18 protein-coding genes and 5 pseudogenes are annotated in these 25,947 nt (G+C 35.9%); 10 read left to right on the top strand and 13 right to left on the bottom strand.

Features of this window, described 5'->3' with window-relative positions; translation table 11 throughout:
• Positions 1-7: 7 nt before the first annotated feature.
• The 5 genes and pseudogenes from QWZ06_RS16990 to QWZ06_RS16970 all read left to right on the top strand — a co-directional run bounded on the left by QWZ06_RS16990 (position 8) and on the right by QWZ06_RS16970 (position 5,167).
• Positions 8-199 (top strand): hypothetical protein, encoded by a 192-nt coding sequence (locus QWZ06_RS16990; protein WP_290299828.1) that lies wholly within the window; start codon positions 8-10, stop codon positions 197-199.
• Positions 112-1,280: pseudogene (locus QWZ06_RS16985) on the top strand (DUF8696 domain-containing protein). Before QWZ06_RS16990 ends, QWZ06_RS16985 begins: the two are co-directional and overlap by 88 nt.
• Positions 1,281-1,505: 225 nt before the next feature.
• Positions 1,506-2,725: pseudogene (locus QWZ06_RS16980) on the top strand (TCR/Tet family MFS transporter).
• Between the two features lie 183 nt (positions 2,726-2,908).
• Positions 2,909-4,339, top strand: a complete 1,431-nt coding sequence (locus QWZ06_RS16975; RefSeq protein ID WP_290299824.1) for a helix-turn-helix transcriptional regulator — start codon at positions 2,909-2,911, stop codon at positions 4,337-4,339.
• A gap of 27 nt (positions 4,340-4,366) precedes the next feature.
• Positions 4,367-5,167: an arylamine N-acetyltransferase family protein gene (locus tag QWZ06_RS16970; protein ID WP_290299823.1), complete on the top strand. Its 801-nt coding sequence runs from the start codon at positions 4,367-4,369 to the stop codon at positions 5,165-5,167.
• A 73-nt stretch (positions 5,168-5,240) separates the two neighbouring features.
• On the opposite strand, the gene QWZ06_RS16965 is transcribed toward QWZ06_RS16970, so the two are convergent.
• Complete coding sequence (locus QWZ06_RS16965; protein WP_290299822.1) at positions 5,241-6,185, bottom strand: hypothetical protein; 945 nt, start codon at positions 6,183-6,185, stop codon at positions 5,241-5,243.
• A gap of 343 nt (positions 6,186-6,528) precedes the next feature.
• Here QWZ06_RS16965 and QWZ06_RS16960 point away from each other — a divergent pair, with 343 nt between their 5' ends.
• The 4 genes from QWZ06_RS16960 to QWZ06_RS16945 all read left to right on the top strand — a co-directional run bounded on the left by QWZ06_RS16960 (position 6,529) and on the right by QWZ06_RS16945 (position 8,853).
• Positions 6,529-6,867 carry a Sec-independent protein translocase subunit TatA/TatB gene (locus QWZ06_RS16960; protein WP_290299820.1) on the top strand — a complete coding sequence of 113 codons (339 nt, stop codon included), beginning with the start codon at positions 6,529-6,531 and terminating at the stop codon, positions 6,865-6,867.
• A gap of 3 nt (positions 6,868-6,870) precedes the next feature.
• The gene (locus QWZ06_RS16955) at positions 6,871-7,437 is read left to right on the top strand and encodes a phosphatase PAP2 family protein (protein WP_160138795.1); all 567 of its coding nucleotides are present in this window, start codon (positions 6,871-6,873) and stop codon (positions 7,435-7,437) included.
• Positions 7,434-8,246 carry a tetratricopeptide repeat protein gene (locus QWZ06_RS16950; protein WP_290299817.1) on the top strand — a complete coding sequence of 271 codons (813 nt, stop codon included), beginning with the start codon at positions 7,434-7,436 and terminating at the stop codon, positions 8,244-8,246. Before QWZ06_RS16955 ends, QWZ06_RS16950 begins: the two co-directional genes overlap by 4 nt.
• Positions 8,247-8,397: 151 nt before the next feature.
• Entirely contained in the window at positions 8,398-8,853 is a 456-nt protein-coding gene (locus QWZ06_RS16945) for a tRNA (cytidine(34)-2'-O)-methyltransferase (RefSeq protein ID WP_290299815.1), read from the top strand.
• A 38-nt stretch (positions 8,854-8,891) separates the two neighbouring features.
• On the opposite strand, the gene QWZ06_RS16940 is transcribed toward QWZ06_RS16945, so the two are convergent.
• Positions 8,892-9,365 carry a 23S rRNA (pseudouridine(1915)-N(3))-methyltransferase RlmH gene (locus QWZ06_RS16940; RefSeq protein ID WP_149834933.1) on the bottom strand — a complete coding sequence of 158 codons (474 nt, stop codon included), beginning with the start codon at positions 9,363-9,365 and terminating at the stop codon, positions 8,892-8,894.
• Between the two features lie 225 nt (positions 9,366-9,590).
• Between QWZ06_RS16940 and QWZ06_RS16935 the strand changes: the two are divergent.
• Positions 9,591-10,603, top strand: a pseudogene (locus QWZ06_RS16935) (YihY/virulence factor BrkB family protein).
• Here the strand turns inward: QWZ06_RS16935 and nhaA are convergent.
• The 11 genes and pseudogenes from nhaA to QWZ06_RS16880 form a co-directional block, all read right to left on the bottom strand.
• Positions 10,600-11,778, bottom strand: coding sequence for a Na+/H+ antiporter NhaA (gene nhaA, locus QWZ06_RS16930; RefSeq protein ID WP_290299809.1), 1,179 nt, complete (start codon positions 11,776-11,778; stop codon positions 10,600-10,602). The pseudogene QWZ06_RS16935 and the gene nhaA sit on opposite strands and share 4 nt — an antisense overlap.
• Positions 11,779-11,780: 2 nt before the next feature.
• Positions 11,781-13,990 (bottom strand): annotated as a pseudogene (locus QWZ06_RS16925) (RelA/SpoT family protein).
• 109 nt (positions 13,991-14,099) lie between these two features.
• Entirely contained in the window at positions 14,100-14,465 is a 366-nt protein-coding gene (locus QWZ06_RS16920) for a hypothetical protein (RefSeq protein WP_290299807.1), read from the bottom strand.
• Positions 14,466-14,945: 480 nt separating this feature from the next.
• The gene (gene acs / locus QWZ06_RS16915) at positions 14,946-16,874 is read right to left on the bottom strand and encodes an acetate--CoA ligase (RefSeq protein ID WP_378171039.1); all 1,929 of its coding nucleotides are present in this window, start codon (positions 16,872-16,874) and stop codon (positions 14,946-14,948) included.
• A 170-nt stretch (positions 16,875-17,044) separates the two neighbouring features.
• Positions 17,045-18,942 (bottom strand): annotated as a pseudogene (locus QWZ06_RS16910) (AMP-binding protein).
• A gap of 74 nt (positions 18,943-19,016) precedes the next feature.
• Positions 19,017-19,376: a response regulator transcription factor gene (locus QWZ06_RS16905; protein WP_290299806.1), complete on the bottom strand. Its 360-nt coding sequence runs from the start codon at positions 19,374-19,376 to the stop codon at positions 19,017-19,019.
• A 9-nt stretch (positions 19,377-19,385) separates the two neighbouring features.
• Complete coding sequence (locus tag QWZ06_RS16900; RefSeq protein WP_290299805.1) at positions 19,386-22,088, bottom strand: ATP-binding protein; 2,703 nt, start codon at positions 22,086-22,088, stop codon at positions 19,386-19,388.
• Positions 22,081-22,275: a hypothetical protein gene (locus QWZ06_RS16895; protein WP_290299804.1), complete on the bottom strand. Its 195-nt coding sequence runs from the start codon at positions 22,273-22,275 to the stop codon at positions 22,081-22,083. The genes QWZ06_RS16900 and QWZ06_RS16895 overlap by 8 nt, the downstream gene beginning before the upstream one ends.
• Positions 22,276-22,355: 80 nt before the next feature.
• Complete coding sequence (locus tag QWZ06_RS16890; RefSeq protein WP_160138782.1) at positions 22,356-22,583, bottom strand: DUF6814 family protein; 228 nt, start codon at positions 22,581-22,583, stop codon at positions 22,356-22,358.
• Between the two features lie 108 nt (positions 22,584-22,691).
• On the bottom strand, positions 22,692-24,206 hold the full coding sequence (locus tag QWZ06_RS16885; RefSeq protein ID WP_435384124.1) for an MFS transporter: 1,515 nt from the start codon (positions 24,204-24,206) through the stop codon (positions 22,692-22,694).
• Positions 24,207-24,413: 207 nt separating this feature from the next.
• Positions 24,414-25,793, bottom strand: a complete 1,380-nt coding sequence (locus QWZ06_RS16880; RefSeq protein WP_290299800.1) for a porin — start codon at positions 25,791-25,793, stop codon at positions 24,414-24,416.
• Between the last annotated feature and the right edge of the window lie 154 nt (positions 25,794-25,947).

The raw sequence follows: 25,947 nt of genomic DNA, 5'->3' as shown, positions 1-25,947 counted from the left end.
ATTATCAATGATGAAAACAAATTCAATACTACGCTATATGCTTATAGCATTATGCCTTTTTGTGTCAGGCAAAATGATGTCTCAGGAAATGGTTTCCCTGCCCATGGGCGGATGTGGAAGATTATTGGATACCAATACTTCTGCTCAATATGCCAATTTTATTACGTTCTTTCCTCCCTGTTTAAAGTGGGAGCTGTAGCAGCTAATGCCAGTAATATGACTGATATTGACGTTAATTCATATGCATCCCTTAAACCGGGTATCGGAGCGGGTATATGTCCTATCTATATCAGTGTGGGAACTACTGGTAGTGATTTTCCAGCTAATAAACCTGTCTACATAGATTTTTCTTCTGAAGGGTTTAATTTTAATGCTAGCTTCAATGATGCTAGTTTCAGATTTTTTAATAATGGCCAGGAAGTCTATTCAACTCCGGTAGGAGGACATTTTTTCTTTGATTTCGGTGACAGCCAGAGCAGAAAAATTATCAAGGTGATTCCTACTGTAGCCTGGGATGAAGTCCGGTTATCTTATTCAGATTTTGGGATTGGTTTTACATTTAATGAAATGAAGGTCTACAATATCCTTTCAGAATACTATATAGATCCGATGACTTATTTGTCTCAGCCATCTGATAGGACTGTACCTGTAGGGGGATCTACTACCATGACTGCTGTGATCAGCAATACAGATATTGATGAAACCCCAGCGAATGTTACCTATCAATGGCAGGTATTAAATGGCTCTACATGGACGAATCTGGCCAATGGAGGGAATTACAGCAATGTTACCAGTTCAACATTGAATATTAATAATGCTCCTGCAGGATTTAATAATAATCAGTATAGAGTAGTGGCCAAATCCAGCTTCTATACCTGTTCTTTTCAGGCAAATTCCAATACAGGAAGACTTTTTGTAAATGCGGTGAATAACCCTGGAACTGTAGCTGCTGATCAAACGGTTTGTTTGGACATCAATAGTGATCCGGCTGCTTTTACAGAAACTGCTGCTGCACAGGTTACAGGAATGGCTAGCTATCAATGGCAGAGTTCGGCGGATAATATAACTTTACGAATATTACCAACGCTACTGCTACAACATATGATGCACCAGCCGTATCACAGACCACTTATTATCGTCGTGGAGTAAGATCAACCCTTAACGGTGATATTACAGCTTATCAGTATGGTAATGTAGTAAAAGTCACTTTGAAAAAGAGCTGTCTGATCAAGTGTATCATATCCAACCGCATGATCTCTACAAAACTTAACAGCAACTAATTTTCTTTACAACGTATAGTAAAAAAGACCTGTTTCATATTCACTTGAAACCAGGTCTTTTTGTTTTATAGTTGCTATATCTTTAATTTTCTCTTCTTTCTGTTGTTTAAAATAATATAAAAACGGGTGGTTTTTTAATATGATTCTGTTGTTCAGTGTTATACTTGTTTAACATAGTGCAATTTAGAACCATTATTTTTAAGATTTGTTTAATTTTGCACCATCATGGAAAATTCAAAGAAAAAAGCAGCGATAGGCTTTATATTTATTACTTTATTGATTGATATAACAGGCTGGGGAATCATTATCCCTGTTGTTCCTAAATTAATTGAGGAATTGATTCATGCTGATATCAGCGAAGCTGCTAAATATGGTGGTTGGCTGGGATTTGCCTACGCATTTACACAATTTATTTTTTCTTCATTGGTAGGAAACCTGAGTGACAAATATGGGCGTAGACCTGTTATTTTGATCTCACTCTTTGGATTTGCTGTAGATTATATTTTCCTGGCACTTGCCCCAACGATCTGGTGGCTGTTTCTGGGAAGAATTATTGCGGGGATTACTGGAGCGAGCGTAACTACAGCGAGCGCCTATATTGCAGATATTTCTACAGATGAAGACCGGGCAAAAAACTTTGGACTTATAGGTGCAGCCTTCGGTTTGGGATTCATTATAGGCCCTGTTTTGGGTGGAGTTCTTGGGCATTATGGAGCAAGAGTTCCCTTTTACGCAGCAGCAGGTCTCTGTCTTCTTAATTTCCTGTATGGGTATTTTATTCTTCCTGAAAGTTTGGATAAGGATAAAAGAAGAGAGTTTGATTGGAAACGTGCAAATCCGGTAGGATCTTTTAAGTTTTTAGGAAAACACCCGGAAATTTCGGGACTTATTACAGCTTTGATCTTGATTTATATTGCAGGACATGCTGTACAAAGTAACTGGAGCTTCTTTACCATGTATAAATTCAACTGGACGGAAAGAATGGTTGGTATTTCATTAGGAGTTGTAGGTCTACTGGTAGGATTAGTACAAGGGCTTTAATCAGATGGACTACCCCAAGGCTGGGAGAGCAGAAGAGTATTTATTATGGTCTTACCATGTATGCAATAGGATTGTTGTTGTTTGCGTTTGCCTCAGAAGGCTGGATGATGTTCGCCTTTTTGGTTCCATATTGTTTAGGAGGGATTTGTGGACCGGCTTTGCAGTCTGTGATTACGAAAAGTGTACCTTCTAACGAACAGGGTGAGCTGCAAGGAGCATTAACAAGCTTAATGAGTGCTACTTCAATTATAGGTCCTCCGATGATGACCAATCTGTTTTACTTCTTCACACACGATGAGGCCCCGTTTAAATTTTCAGGAGCTCCTTTTTTCTTAGCATTCATTTTAATGGCTATTAGTGTAGTGGTCACCTATTCAGTTTTTAATAAAAAAAAGAAAATATAAATTGCAGAGAGAAAATTATTCTTTTAAATGCTTTTTGGATGACAGATGTATGCATTGTATACTAATTTCATTATTGTAGGTATATATGGATATGATAAATACCACAAATACTTTATATTTATACCTAGAATATACAAAGATTGAAATTAGATTATGAGTAGGTTGGTTTTTAGAAAGACTTTCTTGAATATTACCGAAGGAGTGATATTGCTATTGCTTATTGTATCCCTTTTTTTCTCATGGAATAAGTATTTATTAAATAACTATTCCAGATCATTTGATATTCCTTTGATTAATAAATATGAAGATCTCCGTCAAAAAGGAGATTATAAGGCTATTATATCAATCAGTACACAGTATCTTCAGCAGGCAAAAGAAAATAACTATAAAGATGGAGAAGCTTTGTGTTATGCCGTAATGTCTTCTATTAATATCAGAGCAGGAAAATATAAAGAAGCTATGCCTCTGTATTTAAAAGCCAGACAAGCTCTTAGTACATCAGAAAATGACCTGATCAAAGCTTTTTGTTTTAATGAATTTTCACGATTGCATTTAATTGTTGATCTCTATGCATATGCCCTTGATTATAATAGTAGAGCAATTTATTATTCAAAGAAGATCTCTGATCCGAAAACAAAGATTTTTCTTTTAAATAAAGCTTATTTATCACAAGGAATCATATTAGATGTACTCAATAAAAATGACAGTGCATTAGTTTATTTACACAAGGGTTTAAAAATAAAGTATACTCCTGTTGGGGATACTTTTATTGCCCAGCATCATCTATTTTATACTAAGAATATTGATTCTATAGGACTGCATATTAAACATGCTTTGAAAATGTTACCTCCTAAAAGTGAATCCATAGACGCCTCTCTTACTTATTCTATTGCAGGGGCTTATTACAGGGAAATTAAAGACTTTAAGACCTCTAAAGAATATCATCTGAAAGCATTAAAGATCCTGGAAGATAAGCCAGACTTTCTCAAATCTAATAGCTATGTCTATGTTTATGCCGATTTGACTACCCTTGCAAACCGGGAGAATAATGAAAAAGAAAAACAATATTATTTTGTAAAAGTTAATCAGGCAAAAGAAAATCTGGAATGGGACAGGCCGGATATTGTAAGTTTATTAAATGCTAATTTTACATCAGAAGCTAAAGAAAAGGATAAAAAGAATATAATTCTTTACATTATATCTGCTATTGTCTTGTTAGTTCTTTTTAGTATTTTTATTTATTGGCGGGTGAGATTGCTAAAAGGGAAAAAAGAATTATTGGAAGACGGAATAGAAGACTTAAAGCTTCGGATGGAGGATAAGCTTTTTGGTGAGATTATAGAATTGGCTAAAAAAAATGATTCTGCATTCTTGCTTAGGTTTGCAGATTTATATCCAGATTTTGTTTCTAAATTGCAGAAAATCAATCCTGATCTGGAGAATTCGGAAATTGCTTTTTGTGCTATGCTTAAGCTAAATTTCTCATCAAAAGAGCTTGCTCAAATTTTGACGATACAGCATGTTTCGGTTCAAAAAAAGAAAAGCCGGATTAGAAAAAGGTTAGGCATTTCCAGTGATGAAGATATCTATGATTTTTTTAATAGACTCACTTAAACCTAATCAACTTAAAAAAACTGAATAATGGACAATACAAAATTAGAAAAGTATCTGGCAAGGATTCACTATTCTGGTGATTGGGAGGCTAACATGGACGTTTTAAAAGAAATTCATCAACTGCATCCTCAGTATATTCCTTTTGAAAATATAGACCCCTATACAGGAAAAGTTCCTTCATTAGAGATAGAACATATTTTTCAGAAATTGGTAATGGAATCCAGAGGTGGGTATTGTTATGAACAAAACCTACTTTTGAGTGAAGTGTTGAAATATCTAGGCTTTAAAGTTGAATTGCAGTTGGGTAGGGTATTATGGCGAAAAGATGAAAACAGCAGCGCTGCTAAAACACACTTATTGCTGATTGTTGAGTTGAATAATCAAAAATATATTGTAGACTGTGGCTTTGGAACTGCGACACTTACCGGTCCGTTACTTTTGAATGTAGAAGAGCCACAACAAACTCCTAATGAGCCGTTTAAAATTTCACAAAAAAATGGAGCTTACACACTCTGGACTTGGAGAGAAAAATGGTTGCCGGTATATCGTTTTGAACTGGAGCAGGTAGAAGCTCTTGATCTTGACATCTGCAATTGGTATCTGTCCACATATCCTGAATCTAATTTCAAGAAAAATCTGGTTTTTTCAAAAGTTGACCCCATTGCACGGTATACATTTAGTAACAATACCTTAAATATCAGAAAAAATGCGGAAGGAAAAGAATCTATTTCTATTGACGATGAAACCCAGCTTTTTCAAATGCTGAAAGATGTTTTTGGTTTGAAGGAAAATGCAATTGAACTTCTAAAGCAAAAAAGTATAAATTAATATATTATATAAATAAAGGGAAGCTGCTAACAGACTTCCCTTTATCATTTTGAAAATTTTATATTCTATGAAACTAAGGATATAATGATTTTACTCCATTGCTCACCATATTACTGCCTAATCCAGAAAATGATACTGAGAATTTGCTGGCATTAAAACTTAAAGATCCAGTTGGTGTACAAAGTCCCAACGCATACTGACATTGTCCATAAGCGCCCGTTCTTTTGATAATTTTGCTTTCGCTTTTTGCTTTTCCTAAGCTGATATTGGCCCAGTCATTAACATCTGCATTGGATACCGATGAACCGGAATAGTAAATGGTAATCTGATACCCCATTTCACCTCTTTTAGATCCCCAAAGCCAGTTTGCGGTCCACCATTCCTTATACCATTTAGAAAGTACTTTTGCTGCTGCTGTATTTGAGTTCTCAACAGTACTTCTTGTATCCATCATGATAAGTCCACCAAGAACATTGTCCCAGATAATCCCTGAATCATTATAGAAACAAAGAGTGGTAAATTTTCCGCTTTTATTGCTCCAGATAATTTCCATAACATTGGTTCCAGCTTTTATTTCTGAAGTCACCATTTCTTTTAATCCAGTCTGGGCAATGTTAAGATCATCACCTACATATAAGTCACCAATTCTTCCCAATTTTACTGTGGAAAGATCTAAAAGATTTCCTACGGCAATAAACTGATCTTTATCGGAAATAAGGTTTTGAGAGAGCTCAACTCCCTTTTGAGTTGAAATTTTTCCAACCACATTTACACCGGCGATTTGCAAGTCACTTTTCAAATATTTTTCAAGACTCTTTTGAGATTCATTCAGCTGAGACTGTACAATTTCGGGAACGACAGATGAAATAGGAGTGGTTTCCTTCTTCAGATCAGCAGTGGTGATTTTAGTCTGAGTAGTTTCTTGTTTAGAGATTTCATTATTCTCGTCACTACAGCTGCTAAGGGCTAAGACCGATAAGACGGCCATACATTTAAAGGCAGTAATTAATTTTTTCATAATATATTTAATTTAGGTTGTGCTTAGTAAATATAATTAAATATTGCGTAATTCTCAATATTTTGAATTAATTATTTGTTAATTTGTAAAGAAAACCTATTGATGCTGATAAAGATAGGGTTTAAATGCAGGAGATAAAAAACAAAGAGACAATAGATGGAGAGATAATAGATAAAAGATAATAGATGAAGAAAAGGAAATTTGGAGTTGAAATTTAAAATAATTGAAAGGTTAAAAGCTTTAAAGCTTGGATATTAAGTCTAACTTTTCTTCAAAATCTTAAAATTTGTTTAAATTTTTAGTTTACCGTAAATAAATGTATAATCTTTCGTAATTTTACGGCATGGAATTAAGCATTGGAGAAATGGCACTGATTGCAATAGCAATCGTTGTATTATTCGGACCGGATAAATTGCCTCAGATCGCGCGTGACTTAGGTGCGGGCGTTAGAAAAATGCGTGGCGCAGTAGAAGATATCAAAACTGAAATTATGAAGGAAACAGATAATCCTGTTTCTGAGATCAAACGTGAAATTGAAAAGGTAAAAGACGCTGCCAAAGATTTCAATCCAATGAAGGATATCGAAAAGGATGTTCTTACAGAACCTGCTTCAGAAACTCAGGAGCCTCCAAAACCAAAGCCTGCCGATGATGAAACCTACGAAGGGCCTGTAAGCCGATAAAATATGGAGGAAATTATTCAGGAAGATAAGCAGGTATTTTTATACCTTAATAATTTGGGCGATCCTGCCTTTGACCAGTTTTGGATGTTGATATCCAGTACTTGGATCTGGGTGCCGCTTTATATTATATTCCTTTATTTTTTATACAAAAATTATAAACTAAAATCACTAGTTTTTATTCTTATATTTCTAGCACTTGGAGCAACGGTTTCCGATCAGCTTGCCAGTGTATTCAAATATGGAGTCGCAAGGTTGAGACCTTGTCATGATCCTAGTTTGGAACACTATATGAGAATTGTAAAATGTGGTGGACAGTTTGGATTTTATTCTGCTCATGCTTCTAATACATTCTTTTTAGCCGCCTTTTTAAGTATTTTGCTTAAAAATAAACTAAAATGGTTTCCTTATGCTATATTTGTATGGGCTATAGTGGTTTCCTACAGCCGAATATATTTAGGAGTGCATTTTCCAATTGATATTTTGGTGGGAGCGTTTGTTGGATCTTTATTGGGAGTGATATTTGGTGCACTCGCCAGAAAAGTGATCAACAAGCAAAATATAACCTCATGAAAAAATCTTTATTACTTTTAGTTTCCATTAGCTTCTCTTTAAATGTCTTTGCCCAGGATAAAAAAATGGCTGAAGAATGTTTCAAAAAAGCAGATTATAAATGTGCTGAAGAACAATATTCTAAACTGGCAGAAAAAGAGCAGATCCGCAAAATTCAATCTGAGTATTATAACAATTTGGGAACGGCACAAAGAAGACTAGGGAAGTCCAATCTTGCTTTTAAATCATATGATATGGCCTTAAAGACCAATCCGATGTCTGTTTCTGTATATGAAAATCTTGCTTCATTATATAGCCAGAAAGGAGATAAGAAAAAAGCAATAGAGTATGTAGAAAAGGGGCTTAAAGTAAATGACAAAAGCCCTGATTTATATCTCACTCGTTCTAAAATTTACGAAATGCAGGATAAAAAAGATTTGGCTAAGGCAGATCTTAATCATATCCTGACTTTTGAACCGGATAACCTTTTTGCAAAAACGGGATTGGCTAATTTGAAAAAGAATAATGGTGAACTGGAAGATGCGCTGAAGGATTATAATAAACTCATTGCAGAAAAACCTGAATCTTTATTATATAACGGAAGAGCAGATGTTTATTTAAGAATGAAAAAGAATAAAGAAGCTCTTACAGATGTTACTAAAGCTATTTCCATTGATCCAAAATTTGCCCAATCCTATGTAACTAAAGCATTGATTTTGTTTAATACAGCTAAGCCTAAAGAAGCTTGCGAAAATCTTGATAAAGCAGTTGGCTTAGGCTACGAAAAAGCTATATTAGCAGAGTATTATGCTAAATGTATTAAAAAATAATACAACTCTATAGCTCTTTTTCATCCTTACAATACAAATCCAGCAAGCAGGTTTGTTTATCGTAAAATCTAATATTAACCAGCAATAGAAAACAGCAGAATAAGGCTATACATCAACCTTTAGTTGTTTTTATTCATATAAAAAAATAGACATGTTAAATGTTGTTCTTGTAGAGCCCGAAATCCCTAATAATACAGGAAATATCGGACGCTTGTGTGTGGGAACAGAATGTAAACTACATTTAGTTCATCCTTTTGGATTTGTAATTAATGATAAAAACCTGAAAAGATCCGGATTAGATTATTGGGTGCATCTTGATGTTACTGAATATGCTAATACGGAGGAATGGGTAAAAAGTATTCCTGATCCATCCCGTGTTTTTTTAATGAGTTCACATGCAGAGAAATCATATCTGGAAAATGATTTTCAGGATGGTGACTGGCTTGTTTTTGGAAAAGAGAGCGTTGGATTGAGTGAAGAGGTTTTACGCCAATTCGAGAAACATTTAACCATCCCAATGTCAAAGCTGATCCGAAGTTTTAATATTGCCAACTCTGTTGCTTTCGTTGTAGGAGAAGCCAAAAGACAGATCGGTTTAAAAAAGTAATCTGCTATTTACCGTATTTTTAATAAAAGAAATGACTTTTAATCATTATGATAAGGTTTTCCCTGCAGAATCTGATCTGCGCGGTAAAGCTGTTCCACAATAAATAAACGGATCATCTGATGGGTAAAAGTCATTTTTGATAATGACATCTTTTCATTGGCTCTGCTATACATATCTTCGGAGAAACCATAAGCACCCCCAATGAGGATGTGTACCTTTTTTACGGATGAATTCATCCATGTATCTATTTTTTGTGAGAATTCACGGCTTGTAAACTGTTTTCCTTTTTCGTCAAGGATAACAACAAGATCGTTTTTATCAATATGATTTAGAAAAAGCTTAGCTTCCTCTTTTTTAAGAAGATCAGGGGATAGATTTTTTGCATTTTTAACATCTGGAATCTCGGTAATTTCAAAATTCCAGTGCTTGGGAAGACGGTTAAGATAATAATTGATCAGAGATGTAATTTCCTTATCGTCTGTTTTGCCGATACAAAGTAAACTGATTCGCATTGTAAGAAGTTTCAGGCGGCAAAGATAGGTTTTTTATGATCAAGGTTCAATATGAAATCCGGCAGTTGTTTCCGGGCTTAGGGCTCAGGGTTGTGCACAACTTTCAATAATTTCAAATCTCAATTCCATGTTTCTTTTTCCTTGTCTCCATCCTCCTCATCTCCAATCTCTTTTCTGTCTTATTTAATTTAATTCCCCTACCTTTGTAAAAATACAAGCACATAGATGGGTATAAAAGTTCCTAATTTTATTCTGAAGATTCAAGATTTTTTTGATAACATCCATATTCCGGTTTTAGGAATATCGCTTTGGCAAATGTTTCAAATCTATATCTCCGGAATTTTCAAAGGAAAAATAGGGCGAAAAGCAGCTGCAATTTCCTGGAGCTTTACCATGAGTTTATTTCCTTTTATTTTGTTCCTGCTTTCGGTATTGCCTTATATGCCACATTATGACAAGCTGCAGTTCTATATTTTCGATGTTCTGATGCATAACGTTTTCCCATCTAATATGGAAGGCGATGTACGAGGGTATATAGAAACTAATATTATTCCTAATATGAAGGGAATCAGCAATCTGACTATTGTACTGGCACTCATTTTTGCAACAAACGGTACTTTCTCTCTGATTAATGGATTTAATGAAAATACAGAAGAAAAACTTAGTGATGTAAAGGAATTTATCCTTTCATTCTTTATTACCATAGGTTTTATTACTATGGTTTTTTTAACGCTTTTTGGGGTCTACTATGTGGAAGTCGTGATGAAGCTGTTTACCCCAGCTTATGATGTGACATGGCTGGTAGATAATCTTTCCAGTATCATTGGTTTTGTATCCTTCCCATTGTTTTATTTTATTCTTTTAACCTTATTTTATTGGTTGGGAACTGTGAAAATTACAAGATTCAGACAGGCGATTCCGGGAGCGATACTTACCACTGTATTGTTTTTTCTTACAACATATATTTTTGCAATTTATGTAAAGGATATTGCCCGCTATAACGTTCTTTACGGATCTATAGGAAGCATGATTCTATTGATGGTTTGGGTAAATGTAAACGTATATCTGTTACTCTTTGGTAATGAATTGAATATGGCTATTAGAAAGCTTAGAATAGAGAAGTTGATGTCTGATGAGATTCGGAAAGAACAATTCAATATCACTCACAGGTTACAGAACCTGATTTTGAGAATGATGAAGAGCATAGAAGAAAGCTGGAAAACCAGAAAAAGAATTAATCTTCTTCCGGTTCCATATTTCTTTTGGAGCTAACGCTTAAAATCGTAAATCCTAAAATTGCGGCAATAAAGGAAGCGATCAGAATGGCAAACTTGGCTTCGTCCTGAATCTCAATTTCTCCTTTAAAGGATAATAAAGCAATAAAAATTGACATCGTAAATCCAATTCCTGCGAGCAATCCTACACCAATCATCTGAGTCCAGTTACTGTTTTGAGGTAATGAACTAAGCTTTAATTTAATGGCAAGCAACGAGAATAGATTAATTCCAATCAGCTTCCCAAGAATCAATCCAAAGATAATCCCCAATCCTAATGTACTTGTTACCCCTGCCACCATTTCGTTCGAAAAGGTAATATTAGTATTCGTTAAGGCGAAAATAGGCATAATGAGGAAACTTACAGGGATATGAAGCTGATGTTCCAGTTTTTCTAATGGTGAAATTTCCACGTTAGAAGCATTGGTTGGAATTGAAAATGCCAATAAAACTCCTGCTATCGTTGCATGAATTCCGGAATGGTGGAGGAAATACCATAAAAATAGTCCCGGAATAATGTAAAATATTGTTTTGGTAACTTTTAAGAAATTTAAAATAAACAACAAAGCAGTTACACCAAAAGAGAGTAGGAGGTAAACCCAATGAATCTGATCAGTATAGAAAATAGCAATCACAAGAATAGCACCTAAGTCATCCACAATGGCTAACGCTGCCAAAAAGATTTTAATCGAATTAGGAATTTTCTTTCCGAGCATTGAAATAATAGCTAAAGAAAAAGCAATATCTGTAGCCATAGGAATTCCCCATCCATTGCTGTATTCTGTTCCGGAGTTGAAAATACTATAAATAACTGCTGGTACAAGCATTCCACCTACTGCTGCAAAAATTGGCAATGAGGCATTCTTAAAAGAAGAAAGTTCACCCTCTACGAGTTCTCTTTTAATTTCAAGACCTACCAAAAGAAAGAATACGGCCATCAGACCATCATTAATCCAGATGCTGACAGGATACTCCAGCCCAAAAAGATGAGTTCCTACTTCCTTGTCCAGGAAGCTCTGAAAGCTTCCGGCAATTGATGAGTTCGCAATAAGTAATGAAATAAGCACACAGAAAATAAGAATAATTCCTGACGCTTGACTGTTGTTGAAAAATTTTTTAAAATAAAGAGATAAATTCATGTTTATGATTGTAGTCGTCTCACTCTGGAGACTCCATTAATATTCTTGAGCTTCTTGAAGGTTTCCTCCAATTGCCCCTTATTCTTGACTTCAAGATTGATGTTTCCGGTGAAAACACCATTGTTGGATTCTATAGACATACTTTTCATGTCCATTCCCATACTTCCACTGATAACTGTTGTGATATCGTTGATCATACCCATTCTGTCAAGGCCTTCGATCTCAATTTTCACTCGGTTCTTGAAGCTTTCTTCATTCACCCATTTTGCAGGAATGACGCGGTAGTCATACTGTGCTCTAAGGTTAATCGCATTCGGGCAGTTATCACTGTGTACTTTGATCCCATCGGAAATGGTAATAAATCCGAAGATTTTGTCTCCCGGAATTACCGTACAGCATTTTGCATAAGTGTAGTTCAGTTTTTCTTCATCTTTTCCAAAGACAATCATATCAAGGTTTTGCTCTTTCGGCTCCTCATAATGTGTGTTTTTGGATGGCGATTTTCTGAATCTGGAAAGTAAATTATTAAATACGTTCTTACTTTCAATGTATTTTCTTAAACTACTCGCATCCAGTTCGTTGGTTTGAAATTTAAGGAATAGTTCCTGTGATGATTTTAAATTAAAGAACTTTTGTAGTTTATTGATTTCTTCATCATTGAAATTGATTTTTGCATGACGAAGTTTTCTTTGTAACGTTTCTTTTCCTTCTTCTACCAGTTGATTTTTCTGGGAATTCAGGTAGCTTTTAATCTTGGATTTTGCCTTGGAAGTCACTACAAATTCCAGCCAGTCAGATTTAGGTTTCTGATTCTGAGAAGACAGAATATCTACCTGATCTCCATTTTGAAGAACATAAGAAATCGGAACCAATTTTCCATTGATTTTCGCTCCCAGACATTTCATTCCCAAATCCGAGTGAACGGAGAAAGCAAAGTCTAATGCTGTTGCATTGGTAGGTAAAATTTTAATTTCTCCTTTTGGCGTAAATACAAAAACTTCTTTTGAATAAAGATTCAGTTTAATATTATCCAAAAGTTCAGAAGTAGAAAGGTTCTGCTGTTGTTCAAGCACTTCCCGAATTTCTGTTACCCATTTTTCAAAATTACGGTCGTCAGAACTTTGTTTATAACCTTCTTTATATTTGTAATGAGCGGCAACCCCTTTTTCAGCAATTTCATCCATTCGCTCTGAACGGATCTGTACTTCAATCCATTTTTTATCAGGGCCTAAAACAGTTAAGTGTAAACTTTCATATCCTGTAGAACGAGGCTGGGTGATCCAGTCACGCATTCTCGAAGGGTTACTGTGATAAACATCTGTAACGATGGAATAGATTTTCCAGGCCAGAAATTTTTCATTTTTAGCATCCGATTTATAAATAATTCTGATGGCATAATTATCAAAAACCTCTTCAAAAGACACTCCCTGCTTCAGCATTTTTCTGTAAATAGAAGAAATAGCCTTTGCACGGCCTTTGATGGTGAAATTCAGACCTTCTTCTTTCAGTCGTTCAGAAACTTCAGTCTTGAATTCCTCAATATATCTTTCACGGCTTTCTTTGGCCAATTCCAATTTTTCCGTGATTTCATTGTAGACTTCAGGGCTATTGTATTTTAAAGAAAGATCTTCCAGCTCAGATTTTATATTATACAAACCAAGACGGTGAGCCATCGGAGCATAAATATAAACCGTTTCTGAAGCGATTTTTTTCTGCTTGTCCGGTGCCATACTTTCCAAAGTACGCATATTGTGAAGGCGGTCTGCAATTTTGATCAGGATGACTCTGAAATCTTCAGATAACGTCAACAATAGCTTTCTATAATTTTCTGACTGTACAGAGATATTCTGATGGTTCATGATGGATATTTTGGTCAATCCATTCACGATATTGGCAATTTTTTCACCAAATATTTTTTTCAGATCCTCGTAAGTATAGTCAGAATCCTCAATCACATCATGCAGCAATGCACAGGCAATAGAAGTTGCCCCCAAACCAATTTCTGTGGCTACAATTTTAGCTACAGCGATAGGATGGTAGATGTAAGGTTCTCCGGATTTTCTCCTTTGATCCTTATGAGCATCCAATGCAATATCGAATGCTTTCCGGATAAGCTTGTTATTTCCTCATCCAGCGTTCTGTATGTGTTAGAAATCAGATCCTTATATCTTGCAAGGATCTCTTTATTCTCTTGTTCTAAATCGTAACTCATTTGTGCAGATGCCTATATTTAGACGAAAATACGAAATTTTTTGCTTTTTTCAAACATAAAAAATCCGCAGCACGCACTACGGATTTCTGGTTATTAGGTTTTATGTCGATTATGATTTTACTTCTGAATTGATGCCATCAGTGGATGTCTTAATTCTGATATCAGGGCTGTTGTGAATTTCTGCCCTGTTTCTGGCATCAATATATTTTTTAATGGTATCGTAATTAGCCTGATCAATGCTCATGTTTTCGAACAGGTACGTTTTTATAACTGCATTCTGGGTGAAAATGTTCCGGACACTATCCACCTGACTGTTATCTTTCGCTGCAACACTTGCCAGGTATTGGGTGTTACTAGATTCACTGTTAAGGTATATGATGTAATCAGAGTTGGAAATTCCTGAGTTTTCCAGATCACTCTCAAGCTTTTTGTAATCGCTATGGTGCTCAAATAGCCCAGCTAATATATTAGACATAATTAATGGGTTTTAAAGTTGTGATTAAAGTTAATAATTATTTTCCTATTTTTTTACTGTAAAGTCAATAAAATTTATCTATTAATATTTTATCTATAAAATAATGTTAAATTGTTTGAGGATGTCTATTGAACATGTGTTTGAATTTTAGAATTTAATAATTTTTTTGAAAGATTTTATAGGAAGACAAATCTTACTGTTAAAAGAAGATTGAAAAAGGCTATCGTTGTTTAACTCTAATTTTTTGATAAAGATTAATGTATTTCTCATACAGATTTAGTAGGTCGTACAAATTAAATTTATAGAAGATTATATTTCACGGACTGTCATTCTGAACGGAGTGAAGAATCTCTTAGATAGTCTTGATTCCTCATAATAACTAAGCGATGCATGGAAATCATCTATAAAATCTTCGAGAGATAAAAAAATAAAGAGACCACTTCATAGAAATGATCTCTTAATCGTAATATTTAAGTTTAATTAAATTCTTTCGTTTTTAATTTCATCTACAATTTCAGGGTTTAATAAGGTACTGATATCTCCAAAGTTGCTGAAGTCACCTTCTGCAATTTTTCTAAGGATTCTACGCATAATTTTACCGGAACGTGTTTTTGGAAGTCCTGAAACGAACTGTATTTTATCCAGTTTGGCAATAGGGCCGATCTGATCTGAGATCAGCTGATTGATTTCTTTTTTAAGGTTGTCCTTATCACGACCTTCTCCGCTTTCTTTAAGCATTACATAGCCATATAAAGCATTGCCTTTGATATCGTGAGGATAACCCACGATGGCAGATTCTGCTACAGCAGGATGCTGGTTGATGCTATCTTCAATAGGAGCTGTTCCTAGATTATGTCCGGAAACGATAATGACATCATCTACACGTCCTGTGATTCTATAATAGCCCACTTCATCTCTTAAAGCGCCATCACCTGTAAAATATTTTCCTGGAAAAGCTGTAAAATAGGTTTCCTTATACCTTTGGTGGTCACCCCAAATGGTTCTCGCAATTCCTGGCCACGGAAAACGGATACACAAGTTTCCGGTTACCTGATTCCCCGTAATTTCATTGCGTTTATCATCCATTAAAACAGGTTGAATTCCTGGTAAAGGAAGGGTGGCATATGTTGGTTTGGTTGGTGTAACAAAAGGAAGTGGTGAAATCATGATTCCTCCCGTTTCAGTTTGCCACCAGGTGTCAACGATAGGACATTTTTTCTTTCCTACATGATCATTGAACCAATGCCATGCTTCATCATTAATAGGTTCTCCTACAGATCCAATAACTTTAAGAGAACTCAGGTCATGCTTGTCTACCCACTCTGCACTTTCTTTAGCTAGAGAACGGATTGCCGTAGGAGCGGTGTAAAATTGAGTGATCTTATGTTTTTCTATCACTTCCCAAAAACGATCCGGCTCAGGATACGTAGGAACACCTTCGAAAATTACAGTAGTCGCTCCGTTCAATAATGGCCCGTAAAGAATATAGGAATGACCGGTAATCCAGCCGATATCAGCGGTACACCAATAAATATCATTTTCTTTATAATTAAATACATTTTTGAAGGTATAAGCGGTGTATACCATATATCCGGCACAGGTATGAAGCATTCCTTTTGGTTTTCCTGTAGAACCGGAAGTGTAAAGGATAAAAAGCGGATCTTCAGAATCCATAATGACTGTTACAAAATCAGGAGAAGCTTTTTCATACAAGTCTTCCAGCCAATGATCTCTACCTTCTTTCATCTTGATCTCATTATGAGTTCGTTTAACGACCAGAACGTTTTCAATAGTCGGAGTTTTTTCTAATGCTTCATCTACAATGCTTTTCAAATCCAGAACTTTATTTCCTCTATAACTTCCATCGGAAGTGATCACCATTTTGGCTTCGCAGTCATTCACTCTTGAAGAGACTGCAGCAGCAGAGAATCCAGCAAAAATAACGGAATGAACAGCTCCCAATTTGGCACAAGCCAGCATGGTAACGGCCAGTTCCGGAATCATGGGAAGGTAAATGCATACCCGGTCTCCCTTTTTAATTCCCATATCACTTAAAACATTCGCTGTTTTATTGACACGGGTGTATAATTCATTGTAGGAAATATGTTGTGCTTCCTCTTTTGGATCATTGGGTTCCCAGATAATAGCTGTTTTGTCTCCTCTTATGGCAAGATGTCTGTCCAGACAGTTTTTTGTGATATTAAGTTTGGCATTTTTGAACCATTCGATTTTAGCTTCATTCATATCGTACTTAACTACCTTGCTCCATCGCTGATACCACACAAAGTTTTGATCGGCTACTTTGTCCCAGAATTTCTTTGGATTTTTGATCGACTTTTTATAATCTTCAAAGTATTGTGGTAAATCTTCTATTAAGTAATTTCTCATATCCCTTTCGTTTTTTGAAATTTGAATTGTATTGATAGTTTGTTTTGATTGTATTGCAATAAAAAAGATGATGGCAATTTTTTTATCCGTTTTTGCTGGATCTTCATAATTTCAACATCTTCATTTTTTTAATGGTTTATTTTCGGAAGTGTTTTAACCTTTTCAGGTTAAAATGATACTTAAATATATGTTTAATTTTTCGGGTAACCCCTATATTCACTGATCTTTTCCTGAATTTCCTCAATTATTTTCTCATCATCTATAGTGGATGGAATCTGAAAATCTTTTCCGTCCAATAATGTTCTGATGAGCTTTCTTAAAATTTTTCCAGATCGTGTTTTAGGTAAACGTTTGACAACCATTGCATTTTTTAAAAAGGCTACAGCACCGATTTTTTCACGAACCATTTGGATGATATTCTTTTCAATTTCTTCTTCAGTGATGCTGGTTCCATTTTTTAAAACAACAGTTGCAAAAGGAATTTGGCCTTTTAAATCATCATCTATTCCTACAACGGCACATTCTGCAACATCGGGATGTGAAGAAACAATCTCTTCCATTTCAGACGTTGAAAGGCGATGGCCAGCTACGTTGATGACGTCATCCACTCTTCCGGTGATGAAAATATAGCCGTCTTCATCCTGTATGGCACCATCTCCGGAAAAATAATATCCATTGTATTGTGATAAATAACTATTTTCAAAGCGCTCATAATCTTTCCAGATTCCAAGCAATGCTCCCGGAGGAAGAGGGAGCTTGATCACTAGATAACCTTCATGATGTGGATCTAATTCCAGACCGTTTTCATCAAAAATTTTGATGTCATATCCCGGAATAGGTTTTCCTGCAGAAGCCCTTTTTATTTTATAATTTTCGTCATAGGTTAATAAGCCCAGCATTGGCCAGCCTGATTCAGTCTGCCACCAATGATCTATGGCTGGAATACTAATGTGTTCTGCAAACCAGTCCAGAGTAGCTACATCACATCGTTCGCCGGCTAGGAATTGTTTTTTAAAGTGAGATAGGTCATATTTTTTTACCAATTCCCCATTGGGATCTTCTTTTTTTATAGCTCTGATGGCTGTAGGTGCTGTAAACATCACTGAAACCTTGTATTCTGAAATAACTCTCCAGAAAGTTCCTGCATCAGGGGTCATAATAGGTTTTCCTTCAAAGACAATGGTTGTATTTCTATTTAGTAACGGTCCGTAAACAGAGTAGCTGTGTCCAACAGCCCAACCGAAGTCTGAGGCTGCCCAATAAGTTTCACCAGGTTCAACACCATACATATATTTCATGGAGAATTTCAATGCGGTAGCATATCCTCCGGTATCACGAACGATCCCTTTGGGTTTTCCCGTAGTCCCTGAAGTGTAAAGCAAATAAAGCGGGTGAGTAGATTCTACAGGAACGCAGTCAGCGGATTCTGATTGTTGAACCAATTTTTCATAATCAATAAGTCCTTCGAACATTTCATGTTGATTGTCTATCAATTTCTGTTGTAAACAATAATATGGTCTACTTTATCTTGTGCTAGTTCAATAGCTTTCTCTACCAAAGGAAGATAAGGGATTCTTTTAGCGATCTCTATTCCTGCTGTGGCTGTGATTAAGACTTTAGGTTTGCAGTCATCAATTCTTACCACCAGTTCATGAGGTGCAAATCCACCAAAAACAACATTGTGTATTACTCCAATTCGTGCACAAGCAAGCATAGCAAAAAGGGTTTGCGGAATCATCGGCATATAAATAACCGCAGTATCTCCTTTTTTTAATCCTAAAGAAGCCAGCCCGCCTGCAAATTTTGATATTTCTTCTTGAGCTTGATTGAAGGTATAGATATTTTTCTGACCAGTTACTGGGGAATCATAAACAATAGCATTCTGATCTCCGAAACCATCTTCAATATGTTTATCAATGCATAGATAGCACATGTTAAGTTTTCCATCAGCAAACCATTGCGGATAGTCGTTGGAATCTTTTGAGAGGATCTGTTGTGGGAAGTCAAACCATTGTATGGCTTCGGCTTGTTCCTTCCAGAATGCTTCTTTGTCTTCTATGCTTTGTTTAAATAAAATATCGGTATTCATATCAATAATCATGTGTTTGGTGATTTTTTTGTTATCCTTGTCAAGGTTTTAAACCTTGACAAGGATATTTTTCTCTAAAATAGCTCTTCAATCTGCTGCATCAGTTTTTTAATAGAATAAGGCTTCGTTACATAGGCATCAGCTCCCATTTCAAGTCCTTTCTCAATATCTCTGGGGTTGTTTTTTGCACTCAGGAAGATAACTTTTGTGCTTTTTAATTTTTCATCCTGTTTAATAAGATCTAAAGTGCTGTATCCATCAAGATTCGGCATCATAATATCGAGTAGGATCACATCCGGAACCATTGTTTTTAAGAATTCCAGAACTTCCGTTCCGTCACGGGCAATGTAGACATCATAGCCGTTCTTTTTAAAGCTGTATTCAAGCGTCATTAATATTTTATGTTCATCATCTGCAATGATTATCTTTTTCATAAAGGCTTTTTAAAAGGGTTCAACTTCATTTTTATTCTCGTTTATTATTTTCTCGGGAAGACTGATGGTAAAAGTGACGCCTAGTCCGCTATTTTCAGCTTTTATACTTCCGTTGTGAGCTTGTATTATTTTTTTTGAAATGGCAAGGCCAAGTCCGCTTCCTGTAGGTTTTAAAATATTTTGATTTTTAGACTGATAAAATTTGTCAAAAATCATTTCCAGATCTTCTTCGGGGATATGTTTCCCTGTGTTGAAAATGGTAATCATCAATTGATGATCTCTTTCTAATAATTTGGTTTGTATTGTTCCTTGCTCATCGGTGAATTTTAAAGCATTTCCCCAAATGTTTTGAAGCAGCTGGATCATTCTTGCTTCGTCATACTCAAAGATAACTTGATTCAGGAGATTAACCTCGCTTAAATGGATGTTTTTCTGTTGTATCAGATGAAGGAGTGGGCTTAATGCTTTTTTATAAGTTTCAATAATGTTGTTTTGTTGGATGTTTAAAGAGATCTCACCATGCTGAAGCTTATCGAGGTAAAGAATGTCGTTAATGATCTCGCTTAATCTGTCAGATTCCGTAATGATATTGTTTAAAAATTCTTGTTTAATTTCAAAAGGAATATCGTCATCATCGGCTAAGATTTCTCCTGCTGAGCGGATCGCTGTGATCGGGGTTCTGAGTTCATGGGCAACAGAATCCAGGAAGTCGTCTTTTTGACGGTCTTTTACAATCAGACTTTCATTAGCTGTTCGAAGATCATTAGACAATTTTTGAAGTTCTTCAGATTGTTCTGTAAGTTTTTTGTTTAAACTGATATTTTCTTTGGATTCTTCAAGAATGTTCAAAACTTCTTTCAGAGATATTTTATCTTCCTTGGTTACTCCTTCAATCAGAATTTTTGCGGAAGCGGTTCCGATCCTTCCTGCCAGAAGGTTTTCCGAAAATTTGATGAACCTGGAATCGGCAGTCTCTGTTTTAGAATCAATATTATACTTTAAATTAAAAATTCTCAAGGCTTGTTCTGTCTTGTTTTTGCCTAAAAATCGTTCCAAAATATTTTGAATATCTGAGATATAGGCGGTTCCTCTCCAGATAAAGGCATCTTCATGATTTTGAATGTATTTATCAATGTCTACATATAATTCTGCAAAGTTTCTTTCACGATAATTTCCTTTGGTGCTGACTGAAATAATGGTAAATAAACCTGTATTCACCAAAAGCGACCAAAAGAAAATTTGCGGAATCCTGGCCAGATAAGGGATGGTAAAGAAGTTGAAAGAATTGTACATATCTCTTAAAACTCCTTTGAATTCCTGATTGTATGAGAAGTAATATTGCGGAATAATAAGTCCGAAATAACAGATTGCTAATCCGGCTGCAAGCCCAATCAAAGCGCCTTTATAACTTCCTCTTCTCCAGAATATGGCTCCGAAAAATGCAGGAGCCAGCTGTGCAATGACAACAAAAGAGATTAATCCTACAGAATCCAGTGATGTTTTTAAAATAAAATATTTGTAGAACACAAAAGCCATAATGATCAGAGCGAAAATGCTGAACTTCCTGATGTTGGTAATACTTCTTGTGTTTTGTTCTTCGCTTTCAGACTTCAGTTTTCCAAGCAGACCATAAGGAATGATAAGGTTGTTGGAAAGCATGATAGATAAAGTAATGGCTGAGATGATAATCATAGAAATAGATGAGCTCAATCCGCCGAGAAATACCAAAACAGTAATTAAGGTATTGTCAAAATGCTGTGGAATTAAAATAGAGTAGAACTCAGGATTTACCTTTTCACCATCAAAAATAAGTCTGCCGCCCCAGGCAATCGGGAAAATGAAGATAGTGAAGATTAATAGATAAAGCGGAAAAAACCAGATTGCCGTTCTGATATGTTTTTCCTGCCTGTTTTCAACAATTGCTGTGTGAAACTGTCTGGGTAATATACAGATTGCAGTTGCTGAGATCATGCACAGAACCATCCAGTTCATCGCTCCTTCAATGCCATTGAATGTGTTTTTTTCTTTAAAATCTTCAAAATGACTTGCTTTTTGGTAGATATCTGTGAAGCCGTCAAAGACATAATAAATGACAAAAAGGCCAAGAATAATAATAAAGAATAGCTTTAAAAAACTCTCCAAAGCGATAGCAGAGATAATGCCCAGACGTTTTTCTGAGGCATCTACATACCTTGTCCCATAATACGAAGAAAATAAAGCAATTAAAATAACAACAAAAGTGGCATTATCCGTCAATATATTCTTGGACATGGGAGTTTCCGTTACCAGATGAAAGGTTTCAGAAATAGCCTTGATCTGTAATCCGATGTAAGGAACAATCGCTAAAAGGCAGACAATGGTGATGATGGCACTCAGGCTTCTGCTGTTTCCATATCGTAAGGAAATGAAATCTGCAAGACTGCTTATTTTATTAACCCTGGCAATTCTTACAATTCTTGTGTTGATGTAAATCCAGGCTGGGATAATCATCGCAGGCCCAATATAAATCGGAAGATAGTTGAGTCCGCTGGTAGCAGCTACACCAATACTTCCATAGTAAGTCCATGCAGTACAATACACAGCCAGTGACAGTGCATAGATATAAGGGTTGTTGATCCAAAACTTACTTCTTTTCTTCTCTGCCAGATGGGCAACTAAAAACAGAAGAGCCAGATACAATAAAACCACAAAAAATAATGCGAAGCTACTCATTGTACTTTTTTACAATTACAAAGGAAATCAGGATAGAGATCATCCACACAACAAACAGATAGATTAAAATCATAGGATAGCCGAAAGTTTCCCGCTCACTATTGAAAAGTAATGAAATAGGGATGCTGAAAGCAATCATTAATCCGATGCTTAGGATAACCAATTTTTGTTCGTGTCTTTTTTTCATAAATGATGATTGGAAAAAGATAATTGATGAATGAAGCTTTACAGTGAATCATTCACCAATTATCATGAGTCTCTTATTAACTATATTTTGTCATCAGAATATTCTCCTGTTAAAGCGTAATAGCCAAAGACAGCCATTCCACCTGAGATAATTGGCATCAATACAAACAAGATGATAATGCCAAAAACCAGATCCTCCTGCTTTCCGGAAGTGATCTTTGGAATTCCCATTACCGTAATTCCGAAATATCCCACGACCACAGCTATTGCAATCCAGAGAATACCTAATATTTTTTTTAGTCCGTTCATTTTAGTTGTTTTAAAATTAATAAAAATTTGAGTGATTTAATGCTTAATCGTGAAGATTGTTGTTCTTATTTTTAAGATAAAATAATCCGATGATCAGACAGACTGTGGCTACTCCAATCGGATACCATAATCCTTCAAGATACCATGAGGTGTGGCCGGCTTCTTTCCCGTAGTTACCAGATAGGTAGCTACTGCAGGAAGAAGTCCTCCAAATACTCCGTTCCCAATGTGATAAGGCAAAGACATTGAAGTGTAACGAATTCTCACAGGGAACATTTCAACCAGGAATGCCGCAATAGGACCATACACCATTGTTACAAAAATAACCTGTATAAATACGAGAAATACCAGATACCATTTTGTATGGTCACTCACTATTACAGATTGGGAGACTTTTGGCTCTTCCGCTTTTCCATCCTTGATGATGGTGCCACTTGGGGACCAATGAACGGTGCTGTCTTTTTTAATTAAAGTTCCGTCTGTATAAAGTGTTTCTTTATGGAAGGTAACAAGGCTGTCTGTGGTGATGTCTTTGTGGATTTTAGCAGATCTTTTCTCTGTAATCCCGTTTGATGCTACTGCTTTATTTTCAAGGCTGACGCTTTTGAACATGCTATCATAAATGGGTCTGTAAGCTAAAATGGCAACCAGCATTCCGGTCATCATCACGGCTTTTCTTCCGATTTTGTCTGAGAGCCAACCAAAGAATACAAAGAAAGGAGTTCCTAAAAATAAAGCGGTAGCCATTAAATAATCTACCTGGGTAGAATCAATATTCATTACTTTTTGCATAAAGCTCATGGCGTAAAATTGCCCCGTATACCAGATTACTCCTTGTCCCATGGCGGCTCCAAAAAGGGCAAGCAGGACAAATTTAAAATTCAATTTATTACCGAAACTCTCTTTTAGAGGATTTTTAGAAGTCTTTCCTTCGCTTTTAGCCTTGGCAAAAAGCGGAGATTCCTTCATGTTTTTCCTGATAATATAAGAGACCCCCACCATTAAAATCGAAATCCAGAAAGGAATTCTCCAGCCCCAACCATCGAATTCTTCAGGAGAAAGCGTGGTCTTTGTGATTAAAATAACGATCAGTGAAATAAAAAGTCCGGCTGTCGCAGTCGTTTGGATCCATGAAGTCCAGTATCCTCTTCGATGAGGTTGTGCGTACTCTGCAACATAGGTTGCAGCACCACCATATTCACCTCCAAGAGCAAGACCTTGTAGTAATCTAAGAATTAAAACCAAAACAGGAGCAAGAAATCCAATGGTTTCATAGCTTGGGATACATCCGATGAGAAAAGTGGAAAATCCCATAATAAGTAAAGTAACAAGGAAGGTGTATTTTCTTCCGATGATGTCACCCAGTCTTCCGAAAAATAAAGCCCCAAAAGGTCTTACCACAAATCCTGCCGCAAAAGTAGCTAAGGTTGATAAAAATGCTGCTGTTGGATTATCCGCCGGGAAAAACTTAGTGGCTAAAACAATGGCTAAGCTTCCGAAAATATAGAAGTCATACCATTCTATCAATGTTCCGAGAGATGAGGCGGTGATAACGCTCCAGATGGTGCGGTTTTTCTGCTTGTCGGTCATGTTCTCATAACTTTCGTGATGATTTTCGCTCATATTGATTAGTTTTTGATGTTAATGGAAAGTGATCTTGAATGATCCAAAAAAGGATTGAATTGAAGTTTATTTTTTATAGCATTAAGGGGTTTTGAAGTGATAAAGGATCGTTAAGACGATAACTGACATTGCTTTTAGTTATGTTTTTCATCTTTGATGGAGCTTGGTTTTTCTAAAAATCTTTACTCTTCTTAATGGTTTAGAGTCTTATAGATAGATCTGAAACTGTACAATGAATTCTCCTTTTGAAGACGGGCTTTCAGTAGGGTTGGTGTAAACAGGTCTTGTTGAATACTGAGTTGTGATTTTTGCATGATGCCCGTCTATAAACCAATTGGCACCAACATCAAACTGGGATGAAGATTTGTCAAAAGCTTCGAAGCTCTTGTGAGTGTAGGCCGCGAAAGGCTGTATTCTGATTTTTGGTTTTTCTGCCTGACTTGGTAGGAGTAAACCAGCTTGTGCATAGATAATATTACCTGTTCCAATGGTGGGTTGTAGGTTTCCTGGCCCTGCAATAGCTTTATTACCTGTAAAATTAGGATCAGCTGCTGCAATATTCATGGTACCCAGATTTCTTACATAGTGAGGCCCAAAATTGTAGTTATAATATCCGGCGTAGGCGGAAACTGCCATTTTATTTTTCGCTTCTCCTAATGGAATATCTGCGAAAGCATCTACTGCAAAAAGAGTAATGTCGTGTTTTTCAATATTCGAATTAACGGATGTTCTTGTTCCGTCTGCCTGATGGTAAAATCCTGCTCCTACATTGAAAACTTTCTTTGTTCCCAGATAAGATCCTACTTTGAAAGGAAGGGTGTTAGATTCTTCATCAAGGAATTGGTACTCAATATATCCTGCTTTTGAAAAACTTGGATTTCCATTGTTATCTACTGCTACGGCTTTTGATGGATCGGTTACATTAGCTGGAGTAAGATCAGTTGCAAAAGGTTTGTTTAAACTAAAACGATACTCTAGTTTTCCGTATTTTCCTTTGGCAAACATTCCGATTTGTCTTCCAAACTGATCTGAATTGTCAATCAATGGCCATGAGAAGACTGGTGAGTCTACCGTAAGGAAGTTGAGAGTAGATGCCATGGTCATACGGGAAAGTCCCATATAATAATGAAGTCCCGCCCCTAAAGATAAACTGAATTTTCCCGCTTCTCCAGGTAAAATAACTGCATATTCATTCCAGGCATCATGAAAAAACATCTGGGTTTTCTTTCCGTTTCCATAGCCTCCTGTGCCTGAAGTACCTGAAGCGCCACCATTGATGAAAGTTTGATTATTGATTCCAAAATGAAGAAGGATCATATATCGTTTGGAGATCTGTGCGTATGTTAAAGCACGTAATCGTCTGTTTCCCAGGTTCCATGTATTGTCAGTAGGTTCATTTCCAACCATACTTCCGGGATTCATGGCACTATTTCGTAGCCAAAGCTGATCCCATAAAATAAATCTGATGAATTTATCTCCCTCAGGATTAAGGTTTATTTTCAGTCCGCTGCCATAATCAGGAGAACCCTGCGAATACATGGAACTGCTAATTAAGGCTACTCCAATGAATGTAAGTAATTTCTTCATAAATTATCAATTTTTGGCGTTGTTTTTTGCGAAAGCCAAATTGGAATTAATAATTTATTTATGAAAATTTAATATATATTAATGGTAATGATATAGTTATGTAAGTAAAAATGGAACAAACACTCTGTAAAGTCTATTATCTATCCGTTTATTC

Origin of the sequence: Chryseobacterium tructae (assembly GCF_030409875.1) — a bacterium.
GTDB classification, from domain to species: Bacteria; Bacteroidota; Bacteroidia; order Flavobacteriales; family Weeksellaceae; genus Chryseobacterium; species Chryseobacterium tructae.
Note: the sequence above shows the minus strand (reverse complement) of the source record. Positions and strands in the feature narration are given on the sequence as shown.

Coding starts and splice junctions, on each gene's coding strand:
- QWZ06_RS16945 (WP_290299815.1), top strand. CDS start 8,398: ATGTTAAATGTTGTTCTTGTAGAGCCCGAAATCCCTAATAATACAGGA.
- QWZ06_RS16940 (WP_149834933.1), bottom strand. CDS start 9,365: ATGCGAATCAGTTTACTTTGTATCGGCAAAACAGACGATAAGGAAATT.
- QWZ06_RS16970 (WP_290299823.1), top strand. CDS start 4,367: ATGGACAATACAAAATTAGAAAAGTATCTGGCAAGGATTCACTATTCT.
- QWZ06_RS16895 (WP_290299804.1), bottom strand. CDS start 22,275: ATGAAAAAAAGACACGAACAAAAATTGGTTATCCTAAGCATCGGATTA.
- QWZ06_RS16955 (WP_160138795.1), top strand. CDS start 6,871: ATGGAGGAAATTATTCAGGAAGATAAGCAGGTATTTTTATACCTTAAT.
- QWZ06_RS16965 (WP_290299822.1), bottom strand. CDS start 6,185: ATGAAAAAATTAATTACTGCCTTTAAATGTATGGCCGTCTTATCGGTC.
- QWZ06_RS16890 (WP_160138782.1), bottom strand. CDS start 22,583: ATGAACGGACTAAAAAAAATATTAGGTATTCTCTGGATTGCAATAGCT.
- QWZ06_RS16905 (WP_290299806.1), bottom strand. CDS start 19,376: ATGAAAAAGATAATCATTGCAGATGATGAACATAAAATATTAATGACG.
- QWZ06_RS16880 (WP_290299800.1), bottom strand. CDS start 25,793: ATGAAGAAATTACTTACATTCATTGGAGTAGCCTTAATTAGCAGTTCC.
- QWZ06_RS16950 (WP_290299817.1), top strand. CDS start 7,434: ATGAAAAAATCTTTATTACTTTTAGTTTCCATTAGCTTCTCTTTAAAT.
- QWZ06_RS16920 (WP_290299807.1), bottom strand. CDS start 14,465: ATGTCTAATATATTAGCTGGGCTATTTGAGCACCATAGCGATTACAAA.
- QWZ06_RS16960 (WP_290299820.1), top strand. CDS start 6,529: ATGGAATTAAGCATTGGAGAAATGGCACTGATTGCAATAGCAATCGTT.
- QWZ06_RS16900 (WP_290299805.1), bottom strand. CDS start 22,088: ATGAGTAGCTTCGCATTATTTTTTGTGGTTTTATTGTATCTGGCTCTT.
- QWZ06_RS16990 (WP_290299828.1), top strand. CDS start 8: ATGATGAAAACAAATTCAATACTACGCTATATGCTTATAGCATTATGC.
- QWZ06_RS16885 (WP_435384124.1), bottom strand. CDS start 24,206: ATGAGCGAAAATCATCACGAAAGTTATGAGAACATGACCGACAAGCAG.
- nhaA (WP_290299809.1), bottom strand. CDS start 11,778: ATGAATTTATCTCTTTATTTTAAAAAATTTTTCAACAACAGTCAAGCG.